This is a genomic window from Rhabdaerophilum sp. (genome assembly GCF_046092605.1).
Taxonomy (GTDB): Bacteria; Pseudomonadota; Alphaproteobacteria; order Rhizobiales; family Beijerinckiaceae; genus Rhabdaerophilum.
In genome coordinates this window covers 1-13,784 of sequence record NZ_JBJTDY010000198.1, presented here as the reverse complement: position 1 = coordinate 13,784, position 13,784 = coordinate 1, and the positions used below count along the sequence as shown (strand labels likewise).

Here is a 13,784-nt window from a genome sequence, read left to right as displayed (position 1 = left end):
GCCCTTGGAGAGGTTCTCGAAATCGATGACGTTGCCACCGAGGCGCTCGGCAATGGGGATGATGATCTGCGCGGTATCCGGCCCCTTCTCGGAAGCCTTCTGAACCAGTTCCTCGTAGCGGGTGATGCGCGCCTTGTTCTTTGCCTGCCGTGCGCGGGGGGATGAGGCCACCCATTCCTGCTCGCGCGCCATGGTGCGCTGGCGGGCGGCATCCTCGCGGCCCTCCTGCTCGAGGCGCTTCTGCTTCTGCGTGAGCCAGCTCGAATAATTACCCTCGTAGGGGATGCCCTTGCCGCGATCGAGTTCGAGAATCCAGCCGGTCACGTTGTCGAGGAAGTAGCGATCGTGGGTCACGATCAGGATCGCGCCGGGATATTCGCGCAGATGGTTTTCCAGCCCGTTCACGGTCTCGGCGTCGAGATGGTTGGTGGGCTCGTCGAGGAGCAGCAATTCGGGTTGCTCCAGAAGCAGCTTGCAGAGCGCGACGCGGCGCTTCTCGCCGCCCGAAAGGTTCGTCACCGCCCAGTCATCGGGCGGGCAGCGCAGGGCATCCATCGCCTGATCGACCTTGCTGTCGAGATCCCAGAGGTTCTGGCTGTCGATCTGGTCCTGGAGCTTCGCGCCCTCCTCAGCGGTTTCATCCGAGTAGTTCATCATCAGCTCGTTGTAGCGATCGAGGATCGCCTGCTTCTTCGCAACGCCGAGCTTCACGTTCTCGCGCACGGTGAGGGCTTCATCGAGCTTCGGCTCCTGCGGCAGGTAGCCCACGCGCGCGCCCTCGGCCACCCAGCCCTCGCCGGTCCATTCCTTGTCGATGCCGGCCATGATGCGCAGAAGCGTGGATTTACCTGCGCCGTTGACGCCGAGGACGCCGATCTTCGCATCGGGGTAGAAGGAGAGATGGATGTTATCCAGCGTCTTCTTGCCGCCCGGATAGACCTTTGTGAGGCCACGCATATGGTAGATGAACTGACGGGACATCAACGGCTCCGGCTGGTCGGATGAAGGGGTTGGCGGGGATGTAGGCTTTCGCTGCCCGAAGAGCAACGGCGCGCTTCCTTCGAATTGCAGAAAGAAAGGCGAAAGGCTCCTGCGCTATGCTGCAGCAGGTGTGTTGCGTTTTCAGTGTGCGTGGATGGCGGGCGTTTCGGCCGTTATGGTCAATCAGGTTCAGGAGGTGAAGGCCAGAAACCTTCAGACCCTGATTGCAGTGCTCGATGAAATCTTGGGCGTGACTGGTCATGCTGCAGACCATACAACGCGCCATGCGCCCGGCGCGCTGACCGATGCAGGTGCGCCGCGCCTCGCGACTGTCCTTCTCGCTCCGCATGGCAATCGCCTCACCCTCAGCCTCGGCGGCATGCCGCTCGAGGTGGTCCTCCCCGATGCGCTTGTCAGCGCCGCGAAGGCCAATCCGGGCCTGTTCGCCCGCGGCACCATGCTGCAGGTGGAGGTGGATGCCCAGCGTGGCGTGCTCCGCCTGTCTCTCCCCGCGCCCACCCTGCCGGCGATCACGGCGGCGACCATCCGCACGATCTCCCAGAACGGCACCGGCCCATCGGCCTCGCCTGCCCCGCCCCTTGCCGATTTTTTCCCACCCGGCTCGCCGGGTTCACTCATCCAGAAGCTGGCGCAGGTTCATCTGCCACTGGCCGAGCGGGGTGATGCCTCGCCTTCGGGCGGTACCGCGCCGCAGCTCAGTGGCAGCCGCGGGATTGGCCCTTTGGCTCTGGCCACGCTGCCGCCGGCTCTGCTGGAGGCGAGCCTGAAGGCCGCGATCCGGCAGATGCCACTGGGCGGCGCCTTGTCCGCCCTGCTCTCGGGTAGGACCGAAGGCGTGGACTCGGCCATGCTCGCTTCCCTGCGCGCGATGCGAATGGATGGGTTTGCCAAACCCGATGCCGCGAGCATCGAGCAGGCGCTGCAGCAATCCGGCCTGTTCTTCGAGGGGCGGCTCGCGGCCCTCGCCCAGGGCACTGGTGGCAGCCTTCCGCATGACCTGAAATCGCTGCTGAACCTCATCCGCGCAAGCCTTGGCGGAGACGCCGACGCGTCTTCCGGGTCGGTCAGGCCCTTGCCGACACATCTCCTCGCTGCCAGCGACCGGCCGCAAATGCCGACGCCGCGCGGTCCCGACCTTGCGCGCCTGGTGGAGGGCGGGGTCGAGCGCATCAAGCTGCAGCAGATCGCATCCCTGCCTGATCATCCCGGGATGACCGTGACCGATGATCGGACGCAATCGAGCCGCCTCGCCTTCCAGATCCCACTCGCGACACATGGCCAGGAGCGGCCCGAGACCGCGATGATCGGCGTGATGATCGAGCATGACCCGCGCCCGGATCTCCCGCCCGGCATTCTGGTAGGGGATGAAGGCGGGGAAGGCTCGGAAGCCTTTCCCTGGAAGGTGCGCATCGCGCTCGATCTCGAGGAAACCGGCCCCGTTCAGGCCGAGATCGCCCTCAGAGGCCAGCGCGTGGGCGTGACGCTCTGGGCCGAGCGCAAGGCGATGGCCGAGGATGCGCGCCGCGCGATCGGTGATCTGCACGCCGCACTCACGGGCGCGGCCTTCGAGGTCGCGCATCTCGATGTGAAGGATGGCCGACCCGCAGGCCCGGTTCATCGCCCCTCCGCGCATCTGGACCGCCGCTCATGAGCGAAAAGCCGCAAGCAAGGGTCGCTGTCGCGCTGAAATACGATTTCGGCGATGGCGCACCCATTGTCACCGCGAAGGGCGAAGGGCACGTCGCCGAAAAGATCATCGAGACCGCACGCGAGCATGACATCGCGATCGAGGAGAACCCCGTGCTCGCGCAGGCGCTCTCCCAGATCGATCTCGACGAGCAGATCCCCGTGCCGCTCTACAAGGCGGTGGCGGAGGTTATCGGCTTCGTGCTGAAAACCGGTCGCCTGAAGCGCCCGGAGGCCGGCAACGCGCTTATGCCGCGCCCGGATCAGCCGTGAAGCCCGCGGCCTCGATGCCAACAATGGCAGCCGCCTCGTCATTATCGGACGTGTCACCGGAAATCCCGACCGCTCCGACGACCACGCCCTTGTTGCGGATGAGCACGCCGCCCGGAACCGGTACCAGCGCGCCATCGGCAATGTGCATCGCGGCCTGGATGAAGGCCGGGCGTTCGCCCGCCATCTTGCCCAGCGCGCGGCTGCCCGCGCCCATGGCCAGCGCTCCATTCGCCTTCGAATAGGCCACTTCCGCGCGCTTGATGGAAGTGTTGTCTTCCGTCAGCACCACTTTTCGCTGCGCGCGGGCATCCAGCACGACAATCGAGAGCGGCTTGAAGTTTTTGGCGCGCGCGTGCCTGAGGGCCGTATCGGCAATCTTCCGGGCCTTGGCGAGGGTGAGCATGGTCGAACTCCCTGTTCGGCGGGAAAGCCCCGCTGCGATGTTCTGCCTCGCCCATAAATCGCCCGGCCTCGGAGCGCCAGCCATCCGGCCTTTCCGATTGCGCACAAGCCTCATGCCCATGTGGACAAGCAGGTCCGGGCCCGGCGCGAAAACGCGCGAATCCGCGCCTTGCCACGCTTGATCGCTTCGGCAGAGCTTCTATCCTGCCGCAACGACTGATTTGCTTCGTGCCGGCGAGACCTCGTGGAACGAAGCAGGCAAGGGTGGCCATGGCCGACACGTTCCTGACCATCAACGGCACGCGCATCCCGGCGCGCACCGGCCAGACCGTGCTGGCGGCCGCCGAAGCCGCGGGCCTGCGGCTCCCGAAGGATGATCCCGGCCTTTGCGCGCATCATGTGCCGTGTGAAAGCTGCCGCATCCGCCTCGACCAGGGCGCGGTGGAGGGTGGCGAACCGATCGGCCCGACGGTTCTGGCCTGCCTAGCAAGGGTGGCGGGCGAAGCGACGCTGACTTTCGACCCCTTCCCGCGCGAGGTGAAATCCGCAGCGGAAGTCAAAGCCTGGCGCGGCCTCTCGGCAGAGGTGGTGGAACTCGTGCTTCAGGTCGAGAAGCCCATTCCCTACCTGCCGGGCCAGCATGTCACACTCGCCTTCGGCAAGGCAGCGCCGCGCCGTTTCACGCCCACCCTGTCGCTCGACGGCCTGAGGGAACTCGACACCCTCCATTTCCACATCCGCCGGCGGGAGGGCGGGCTGTTCGGCGAGAAACCCGAGGAACGCTTCCGCCCCGGCACCCGCGTGAAGCTGGCCGGGCCCTGTGGCTATTCGCATCTTCGGCAGGGCGATGGACGTCTGGTGCTCGTTTCGAGCGGGACCGGCTTCTCCGCCATCTGGTCCATCGCGGTGGCCGCGCGCCTCGGCCAGCCGCACCGGCCGGTGCATCTCATCGCTTCGGCGCATGATCCGCGCGACCTCTACATGCGCCCCGCCCTGGAATGGCTGGCGCGACAGGGAGTCGAGCAGATCATCCTCACCGCATCCGGCGCGCATCCGCTGCCGCCCGTTCGCCATGGCCGCGCGACGCTGCACCTGCCGGCGCTCGGCGCAACCGATTCCGTGCATGTCGCCGGCCATCCGGGCCTTGTCTCGGCCGTGATGCGGGAAGCGGCCAGAGCCGGTGCCACGGCCTATGGCATTCCGCATGTCGCGGCCCCGGCCGAGGCCGGCGTGGTGGAGCGCATCGCGCGGTATCTGTCCGGCAGCCGGAAGGCCCCTCCCCCCTTGCCCGATCCGCAGCCGCTTCCGGCCAATGTGCGGCAGATCCGCCCGGTCTAGAGCATTTTCCGACCAAGTGGATACCGGTTGGTCGAAGAAAATGCGTTAAACAATAAGAAATTAGAGCAGTTTCCGATCCATTGGATGCCGGTTGGTCGCAGAAAATGTGTTAAACAATAAGAAATCAGAACGGACGGTCTCATTCAATCAGATCGGAGTCCGCTCTAGAATCCTGACCTCGGAGGCCTGACCCTAGGCGGCAACTTCGCGCACGAAGGAGCGCAGGCCATTGTCGATGGTCTGCGCATCGGTGATCATCATGCGAGCCGCGCGCAGCACCTCCTCGGTCGCCTCTTCCGCCCCATGCAGGCTCACCCGCAATTCTTCCACCGCCTCGTTGAGGCCGGTCATGGCGGTCGATCCACTGGCGAGCCTTTCGGAGATCGAGCGGCGTGCGGCATCCTGCTCCGCCATCACCACGGCGATTTCCGCCGTATCGCGCGAGGCGCGCTCGAAGGTCTCGCCAAGATCGCCGATGCGGCGGGCCTGGAGTTCGGCCACAATCGCGACCTGTGACACGGCAGCGCCAAGCCGTTCGGCCGCCTGGGCGGTTTCTGCGGTGAACCGGATGAGCCCCTCGGCCGCGCCAGAGAAGCTGCCCGCCTGCGCCGCCTGCGCCGCGCCGAGCGAGGCGGAAAGTGCGCCCTGCGCCAGGTTGGCCACCAGGCTCTGGATATGCCCGAGCGCCTGCTCGGCCTCGATCGCGAGGCGCGAGAGGCCGATCGCATCGTCGCCTGCGGCGCGCGTGGTTTCCTCGCCGGATTCAACGGCCGCGCGGGTCGATTTCAGGCGCGTCTCGATCTCGGCGATACCGCGCGTCAGTTGAAGCGTCGCGCCCGACGCCAGCGTCGCCTCCTGCGCGGTGGCGATCGTGGTTCTCTGGATGCGGTCGGCCTGGTGCTCGGCCGAGCGCGCCGCCTTGCCGATCGCATCGCTGGCCCGCGCAAGCGCCTCGGCCGCCTCGCCCATCTTGGCCATGACATCGCCAATGCCATTCTCGAACCGGCCGATGGCCTCGCCCATCGCCAGCCGCCGCTGGTTGATCGCATCGATGCGGATCATTTCCTGGCGCATGCGGTCGCGCTCGATCAGGGCGATCTGCATCGCCTCGATGGCCCGCGCGATGCGGCCCACCTCGTCCGACCTTTGGGCATGGGGCACGGCCTTCGTCCATTCGCCTGCGGCGACGCGGGACACTTCACCGGTGATATCCGTCAGCGGTCCTGTCAGCCGGCGTGTGAACAACAGGATGAGCCAGCCGATCAGGATCGCGAGACCCGAGGCGAATACCGCGAGCCGAGTCTGCATGCGGCTGGTCTCGCTCTGGCTCATCAGCTGCAGTTCGTTGCGGAAATGAACGACCTCGTTCTCGTCGCGCAGCATGCACAGCCGCGTCTGCGGCAGGGAGGCCACGCAGCGATGGATGTGACCACCGAGATAGCGGGTCGTGCCCTCCGGCGGCGGCACGATGTCTGCCGGGACATCTCCCGCGCGGATGATCACCGTCTCGCCCCACGCCAGAACAAGCCCGGCGCGCGTGGTCTCCGCGAAGTCCGTCAGCGTTGCCTCGGCCGGCTGCAGCAGGCGATAAGCGATGAGAAGCCCGGCGGGATCACCGAATTCATCATGGACCGACACCGCCGAGATCAGACCATAACGATCCTGGATCGGCCGCCGGAACAGCAGTTCCATGCCAAGGCCCATCGGTCCAAGCGCCCGAAAGCGGATGGGCGCATGCCGGTCATGGGGCACCAGGATGTTCTGCAGCGCCTCGACGAAATCGAGCGCCTGCGCCGCCTTTTCGGCCATGGCGAGTGGCAGGTCGGCCTGATCCGCGCCGACGGGGATGAGGTTCTGGTCGAGCAGCATCGCCCCCGTGAAGCCGAGGCGCGGCAAATCGGCATGGAGGCGCTCGGCGATGCGCCGCTCGTCGCGCTCGCGCAGCAGGCGCAGCAGCGAGGGCTGGCTCGCGAGGTCCTGCAAGGCGGCCTCGTGGCGCATCACCAGCCCCCTCAGGCGGTGAACCGCTAGGCGCGCCTCGATCTCGAGACGGTCCGCGACTTTCTGTTCCGCGATCTCGGTGAGGCGATCCCCCTCCGCCAAGATCTTCGCGCGCAGGGCCGAACCCACGGCATGGACCATCAGCGCGAGGCCAGTGGCCGCAACCAGCGTGACGATCAGCGCCCAGCGCAAAGCCAGCGACGCCGCCAGCATCTGCCAGGCCAGGGAGAAAACCGGCAGGCCCGCCTTCCGAGTCATGGCCGCGACGGGGTGCCCCCATAAGCGGAAACGAGTTCCGCCGCGCGGGCGCTGGCGAGGAAGGCGAGGAAGGATCGCACAGCCGGGGTGAGCCGGCCCGGCTTATGCGCCAATGCAACCTCGATGCGATGCGGATAGCGTGGATTGCGGATATCGAAGCCGTCGATGGTCGCGAGCAGCGGCTCATCCTCCGGCAACAGGCGACCGGTGGAAAGGCCGAGCGAGCCGGGGCTGCGGCGGACAATCGCGACAAGATCAGCATGGCGCTCGGCGCGGGCCCAGCGGGGTTGCAGGACATGCTCCGGCGGGCCGTCACGCGTCACGAGCCGGATGGGCAGGCGAGGGCCGCCGAGGCTCGACCAATCCAGAATACGCCCGTCGAGGATGGCGGCGAGATCCGACGCGCGGAGGTTCGGCTTCCCGAGGCCAGGATGCACCAGGACGAGCACCGGCAGGGTGAAAAGCGGCCGCGCCACCAGACCCGCCTCGCGTTCATCCATGCGCAACGGGCGGTCAATGCGGGCAAGGGTCGCCCGGTCGCCGATCACATCGGCCAGGGCACTGCCCGCGCCCACGGGCGGAGGAACCAGCACCAGCTCGCCGCGCATCCGCCCATCATGGGCGAGCGCCAGCGCGCGCAGGATATCGCTGCCGGTATCGACGCCAGGGATGAGGATTTCTTCGGCCAGGACGGGCCGCTCCAGCCCGAAGAGCCCCAGACAGGCGACGAGCGCGGCCGAAAGCGGCAGGTTTCTCTCGGCATAGGGCATGGCGGTACAACGCGTGACAGGAACCGGAAAGGACGAAACGGTAACCTTTCTTGGTTAAGAATTGACTTCCCCTTGCCGGGCGTGGTCCTTTCCCCGGCTTCCCCACGGAACACGAAAGAAGAAGAAGCGGAATTCCATGTCGACTTACGACGTCGCGGTAATCGGCGGCGGCATCAATGGCGCCGGAATTGCCCGCGATGCTGCCGGTCGCGGCCTTTCCGTGCTGCTGATCGAGAAGAACGATCTCGCCTCGGCCACCTCCTCGGCTTCCACCAAGCTGATCCATGGCGGCTTGCGCTATCTCGAGCATTACGCGTTCCGACTCGTGCGGGAATCGCTGATGGAGCGCGAGCGGCTCTGGGCCATCGCGCCGCATATCGTCTGGCCCCTGCGCTTCGTCCTGCCGCAGATGCCCGGCATGAGGCCCGCCTGGATGCTGCGGCTTGGCCTGTTCCTCTACGATCACCTCGGCGGCCGCGAGAAGCTGCCCGCGACGAGGAGCCTGAACCTCGCGCGAGACCCCGCCGGGGAGCCTCTGCGCGAGGGCATCCTTTCGGGTTTCGAGTATTCCGATCTCTGGGTCGAGGATGCGCGCCTCGTCGTGCTGAATGCGCGGGATGCACAGCTTCGGGGCGCGACCATCCTCACGCGCACCGAAGTGACCGAGGCGCGCCGCGTGCAGCAGGGCACAGAATCAGTCTGGTCCATCCAGGCCCGCGACACGCGAACCGGCGACAGGAAAGAGCATCGCGCGCGGTTGCTCGTGAATGCCGCCGGCCCCTGGGCGGGGCTCGTGACCAGCGGCGTGATGGGGCTCAACACGCCCGCGCGCATCCGCATGGTGCAGGGCAGCCACGTGGTGGTGCGGAAGCTCTTTGACCATGCGCGCGCCTATATCTTCCAGAACGCGGATGGTCGGATCATCTTCGCGATTCCCTATGAGACAGATTTCACCCTCATCGGCACCACGGATCGCGACTATGAGGGCGACCCCTCCGCCGTGGCCATCAGCGAGGCGGAGACGGATTATCTCTGCCGCGCGGCCTCCGAATATTTCAAGGCGCCGATCACGCGGGAAAGCGTGGTGTGGAACTATTCCGGCGTGCGGCCGCTTTACGATGACGGCGCCTCCAAGGCGCAGGAGGCGACGCGCGATTACGTGCTGCATCTTGAGGCGCCTGAGGCCAGTGCCGCGAGCCTCTCGGTCTATGGCGGCAAGCTCACGACCTATCGCCGCCTGGCGGAACATGCGCTGGAAAAACTCGAACCGCATCTGCCCGAGCACGCCCGCGGCAAGGGCGGCTGGACTGCCCGCGAAGCCCTTCCCGGCGGGCATTTCCCGATCGAGGGCTTCGATGACCTCGTGGCACAGCACGCAGCGCGCTACCCGTTCCTTCCGGGGCGGCAGGCGAGGCGCCTGACACGCGCCTATGGCACGGATGTCATGGAGATCCTGGGTGAGGCGCGTTCGGCGGGTGATCTCGGCCGCGCCTTCGGTGGCGGGCTCACGAGCCGGGAGATCGCCTGGCTCACGAGCCGCGAATGGGCGATGACGGCCGATGACATTCTCTGGCGGCGTTCGAAGCTCGGGCTTCACATGAGCGCGGCGGAGCGCGCCGAGGTCGCTCGCCTGTTCTGAAACAAGAGAGCATTTTCAAGCGAAGTGGTTTCCGGTTCGCGTGAAGAAAATGCGAAAAAAGAAAGAGAGAAGCACTTTCAAGCGAAGCATGCCCCTGCGAAGGCGGGGGTGGGCACCGGTTCGCGGGAAGAAAATGCGACAAGGATAAAGAGAGAGAGCATCCGAGCTGATTTAATCAGATCGGAATCCGCTCTGAAAGCGACCCCTCCCGGGGTCGCGTCCCTTCAGGATCATTCGGCCGGTTGGGCCTTGCCGCCATCCGCCTTCCGCTCGGGGGCGGGCACATCCCCGAACTTGCCGAGCCGGCCAGCGAAGGCATGCTGCAATTCGGTGAGTTTCTCCGCGATGGTCGAGCGCGGGTTCGAATACTTGCCAATCAGCAGGAAGAGCGCCGGCACGAGAAACAGGGTCATGAAGGTGGAAAGCCCCACCCCGCCAATGATCACCCAACCGATGGCCGAACGCGCTTCCGCGCCCGCACCACCCGAAAGCGCCAGCGGCACTGCACCCGCCACCGTGGCGATCGAGGTCATGAGGATGGGGCGCAGACGCATTTCCGAAGCTTCAAGCACGGCTTCATACATCGGATAACCGCGCTCGCGCAGCTGATTGGTGAACTCGACGATGAGAATGCCGTTCTTGGTCATGATGCCGATGAGCAGGATCATGCCGATCTGGCTGTAGATGTTCAGCGTCTGGTTGGTGAGATGCAGAATGCCGAGCGCACCCGTCAGCGCCAGCGGCACAGTCATCATGATGACGGTTGGCGCGATCCAGCTCTCGAACTGGGCGGCAAGCACGAGGAACACGATCACCAGCGCGAAGACGAAGGTGATGTAGATCGAGTTCGAGGAGCGCTTGAACTCCTTCGATTGGCCACCATAGCCGATGCGCGCTTCCGCGGGCAGCGATTCCGCCGCGATCCTGTCGAGCGCCTCAAGGCCTTGTCCCAGGGTGACGCCCGGCGCAAGCGATGCCGAGATGGTGATCGCACGCAGACGATCGAAGCGGTTGAGGCGTTGCGGGCCGGCGATCTCGGTGAGTTGCACGAGGTTCGAGAGCGGCACCAGCTCGTTCGTTCCGGTGCGCACGAAGATGTTCTTCAGATCCTCCGGGCTCACGCGGTTCTCGGCCTTTGCCTGCAGGATCACCGGATACTCGAAGCCGCGATCCACGAAGGTGGAGATCTCGCGTTCGCCGAACATGAGTTCCAGGCTGCGCCCGATCACATCGACGGGGACGCCGAGATCGGCCGCGCGGGCCCGGTCGATCTTCACGCGCAGGTCGGGCTGGTTCTCGTTGAAATCGCTGTCGAGATTGCGGAAAAGGCCCGTCGCCTGCGCCTTTTCCATGACGATGTCTCGCCAGGCGGAGACGGTCGGGAAATCCGGCCCGCCGATGATGAAGGAGATGGGCTGGCGGAAGCCGCGCTGGCCCAGCGAGGGCGGATTGATGGGGAAGATACGCGCGCCGGGGATGGCCTGCACTTTCGCCAGCAATTCCTGCTGCAGCTGGCTCTGTTTCACGGTGCGCTCGCCCCAGGGTGTCATGCGCACGATCAGCAGGCCCGCATTCACCGGCGAGGGTCGCTGCAGGCCCGGCGCCACGATGGTCAGCGTCGATTCGACGATCTTCTGGTCGACATAGGGCTGGAGAAGCTTTTCCACCTCCCGCACGCGCTCGCGGGTATAGGTGAGCGAGGCCCCTTCCGGCGCATTGATCGGGATGATCACAACGCCGCGATCCTCGACGGGCGAAAACTCGGTGGGAATGGTGCTGAAGAGCTGCACCGCCGCGAGGCTGACACCGAGGCCAATGGCAATGACGAGGATGGGCGCATTCAGCGCGCGGCGAAGCAAGCTCGCATAAGCATGGCCGAGACCGACAAAAAATGGCTCGGTCTTCCGGTGGAACCAGCTGTGGTGATGGCTCAGCAGCTTCGAGCAGAGCATCGGCGTGAGCGTTCGGGCGACAACGCCGGAAAAGAAGATCGCCGTGGCGAGGGTGATGCCGAATTCGCGGAAGAGGCGACCCGTCTGGCCATCCATGAAGGCGATGGGAACGAACACGCTCATCAGCGTGATGGTGGTCGCGATGACGGCGAAGGCGATCTCGCGCGCGCCGATGAAGGAGGCGAGCAGCGGCGGCTCGCCTTCCTCGATTCGGCGATGAACGTTCTCGACCTCCACGATCGCGTCGTCCACCACGATGCCGATCGCCAGCACGATGGCGAGCAGGGTCAGCACGTTGATCGAGAAGCCGAATATCCAGAGCACCGCGAAGGTGGGGATGATCGAGACCGGGATCGCAATCGATGCCACGAGCGTCGAGCGCCAGTCGCGCAGGAAGATCAGGATGACCAGCACGACGAGGAAAATGCCCTCGGCCAGGGTCTTCAGCACGCCGTTGATCGAGGCACGGATGAAATTCGCCTCGTTGTAAAGAATCTGGAAGGTCGTGCCCTCGGGGAAGGCCGGGCGCAGCAATTCAAGCTCGCGCGCCACGCCTTCCGCCACCGAAAGCGTGTTGGCGGTGGATTGGCGAATGATTCCAAGGCCGATCGCCGTCTTGCCGAGCGTGTAGAATTCGAAACGCTCGTCCTCCGCGCCGACTTCCACCCGCGCGACCTCGCCGAGGCGCACCTGATAGCCGTTGCGGTTTGCCACGACGATGCGGGCGAATTCCTCGCGGTTCGAGAGCTTGGAATCGGTCTTCACCGTGAGTTCGCGCTGCGAGGAGGTGAGACGCCCGCCCGGCAGATCGACATTCTGCCGGCGGATGGCGCTCTCGACATCCTGGACGGTGAGACCGCGCGCCGCGAGCGCGATGCGGTCGATCGAGATGCGCATCGCATAGCGCCGCTCGCCGCCCACATTGATGCTTGCCACGCCGGGCACGGTTGCCAGCCGGTCGATGACCGCGCGGCGGAGGAAGTCGGTCAGTTCCATCGCATCGAGATTTTCGGAGGTCACGCCAACCCAGAGGATCGCCTGCGCATTGGCATCCACGCGCTGGATGATCGGCGTCTCCGCCCCTTCCGGCAGGCGCGCGAGCACGCGGCCCACGCGGTCGCGCACATCGGCCGCAGCCGCATCCGCATCGCGGTTCACATTGAACTCGACCGTGATGTTCGACCGGTCGTTCTGACTGAAGGAGGCGATCTCGGTGATGCCCTCGATGCCCGCCACCGCGCGTTCGAGCACTTCGGTGACGCGGCTTTCGATCACCTCGTTCGAGGCGCCGCGATAGGCCGTGGAAATGGAAACGATGGGAGGGTCGGTCTGCGGATACTCGCGCACCGGCAGCGAGACCAGCCCCGCCACGCCGGCGACGCAGAGAAGCAGCGAGATCACGGCCGCGAAGACCGGACGCTGGATGGTCACGTCGGAAATCTGCATTCCCGTCTCCCCTGAATCCTGTCAGTCCTGAATCCTGGCCAGCCGTGCCGGAAACCGCCGATCAGCCTGCTGAAGGGACGCGAGCCGCATTCGGCGCGGCGCCCGCAGCCGGCGGACCCGAAAGCGGGCGCGGCTGCACGGCGATGCCATTGCGCACGCGCTGGATGCCGCGTGCCACGATGGTTTCGCCCGCCTTGAGGCCTTCGATGATCTCCACCTTGCCGAAGCTGCGCTGGCCGATCATCACCATGCGGCGTTCCACCCGGTTGTCTTTCACGACATAGGCGACCTGCCGCGGCCCTTCGGCCACGATGGCTTCCTCCGGCGCGATCACGGCATTGTCGCGCCGCGCCACTTCGAGCGCGACCGTCATGAACATGCCGGGCTTGAGCGCGAGATCGGAATTCTCGATGACCGCCATCAGCTTCACCGAACGCGTCACCGGATCGATGCGCGTATCGACGGCCGCGACCGTGCCCTGAAAGACACGGCCCTGGAAGGCGACCGACTGGGCGTTGATCTCTGCACCGATCCGCACGCGGGAGAGCAACGGCTCGGGGACCGAGAAATCGAGGCGGATGCGCCCCACATCATCGAGCGTGGTGATGGGGATCTTCGTATCGACAAAAGCGCCGAGGCTGACCTGACGCAGGCCGACGCGACCATCGAACGGCGCGCGGACCGTGTAATCCTCCAGCCGGGCGGCAGCGGCCCGCTCGCGCGCCTCGGCGGCGGCAACCGTGGTTTCCACGGTGCGAAGCTGGAGCGTGAGATCAGCCACAAGGGCTTCCGTGCCGGCACCGGCGCGGCGCAGCTGCTGGGCCCGCTCGAATTTCTGGTTCACCTCCTCGCGCTGGGCGCGGGCGGTCTGGATCGCGGCGCGGGCGGCCTCAAGCTCGGCCTTGCGTTCGGCCACATCGAGTTCGACCAGCACGTCGCCGGCCTTCACATCCTGGCCTTCGGTGAAGATGATCTTCTCGACGATGCCGGAAACCTTCGAGGCGATCGTCACGCTCT

General features: G+C 65.8%; 10 protein-coding genes. 4 read left to right on the top strand and 6 right to left on the bottom strand.

The annotated features are described in order from the left end of the window. On the bottom strand, window positions 1–981 hold a 981-nt coding region (locus tag ACKODO_RS15720; RefSeq protein ID WP_408984387.1), incomplete at its 3' end, for an ATP-binding cassette domain-containing protein. Window positions 982–1,135: 154 nt separating this feature from the next. On the opposite strand from ACKODO_RS15720, the gene ACKODO_RS15715 reads away from it, so the two are divergent. Next, window positions 1,136–2,653 carry a flagellar hook-length control protein FliK gene (locus ACKODO_RS15715; protein WP_408984386.1) on the top strand — a complete coding sequence of 506 codons (1,518 nt, stop codon included), beginning with the start codon at window positions 1,136–1,138 and terminating at the stop codon, window positions 2,651–2,653. After that, entirely contained in the window at window positions 2,650–2,961 is a 312-nt protein-coding gene (locus ACKODO_RS15710; protein WP_408984385.1) for an EscU/YscU/HrcU family type III secretion system export apparatus switch protein, read from the top strand. Before ACKODO_RS15715 ends, ACKODO_RS15710 begins: the two co-directional genes overlap by 4 nt. Here the strand turns inward: ACKODO_RS15710 and ACKODO_RS15705 are convergent. Beyond that, complete coding sequence (locus ACKODO_RS15705) at window positions 2,936–3,364, bottom strand: GlcG/HbpS family heme-binding protein (protein ID WP_408984384.1); 429 nt, start codon at window positions 3,362–3,364, stop codon at window positions 2,936–2,938. The two genes, ACKODO_RS15710 and ACKODO_RS15705, sit on opposite strands and share 26 nt — an antisense overlap. 269 nt (window positions 3,365–3,633) lie before the next feature. On the opposite strand from ACKODO_RS15705, the gene ACKODO_RS15700 reads away from it, so the two are divergent. Continuing rightward, window positions 3,634–4,701 (top strand): 2Fe-2S iron-sulfur cluster binding domain-containing protein, encoded by a 1,068-nt coding sequence (locus ACKODO_RS15700; RefSeq protein WP_408984383.1) that lies wholly within the window; start codon window positions 3,634–3,636, stop codon window positions 4,699–4,701. Between the two features lie 192 nt (window positions 4,702–4,893). On the opposite strand, the gene ACKODO_RS15695 is transcribed toward ACKODO_RS15700, so the two are convergent. Together ACKODO_RS15695 and ACKODO_RS15690 are read right to left on the bottom strand one after the other, a co-directional pair. Further along, window positions 4,894–6,960: a HAMP domain-containing protein gene (locus ACKODO_RS15695; protein WP_408984382.1), complete on the bottom strand. Its 2,067-nt coding sequence runs from the start codon at window positions 6,958–6,960 to the stop codon at window positions 4,894–4,896. Beyond that, window positions 6,957–7,730, bottom strand: a complete 774-nt coding sequence (locus tag ACKODO_RS15690) for a substrate-binding domain-containing protein (RefSeq protein WP_408984381.1) — start codon at window positions 7,728–7,730, stop codon at window positions 6,957–6,959. The genes ACKODO_RS15695 and ACKODO_RS15690 overlap by 4 nt, the downstream gene beginning before the upstream one ends. Before the next feature lie 136 nt (window positions 7,731–7,866). On the opposite strand from ACKODO_RS15690, the gene glpD reads away from it, so the two are divergent. Next, window positions 7,867–9,369 (top strand): glycerol-3-phosphate dehydrogenase, encoded by a 1,503-nt coding sequence (glpD, locus tag ACKODO_RS15685; protein WP_408984380.1) that lies wholly within the window; start codon window positions 7,867–7,869, stop codon window positions 9,367–9,369. A 230-nt stretch (window positions 9,370–9,599) separates the two neighbouring features. Here glpD and ACKODO_RS15680 read toward each other — a convergent pair whose 3' ends face one another. Together ACKODO_RS15680 and ACKODO_RS15675 are read right to left on the bottom strand one after the other, a co-directional pair. Continuing rightward, window positions 9,600–12,767 carry an efflux RND transporter permease subunit gene (locus ACKODO_RS15680; RefSeq protein WP_408984379.1) on the bottom strand — a complete coding sequence of 1,056 codons (3,168 nt, stop codon included), beginning with the start codon at window positions 12,765–12,767 and terminating at the stop codon, window positions 9,600–9,602. Window positions 12,768–12,828: 61 nt separating this feature from the next. Beyond that, the coding region (locus ACKODO_RS15675) for an efflux RND transporter periplasmic adaptor subunit (RefSeq protein ID WP_408984378.1) at window positions 12,829–13,784 on the bottom strand (956 nt) is incomplete at its 5' end.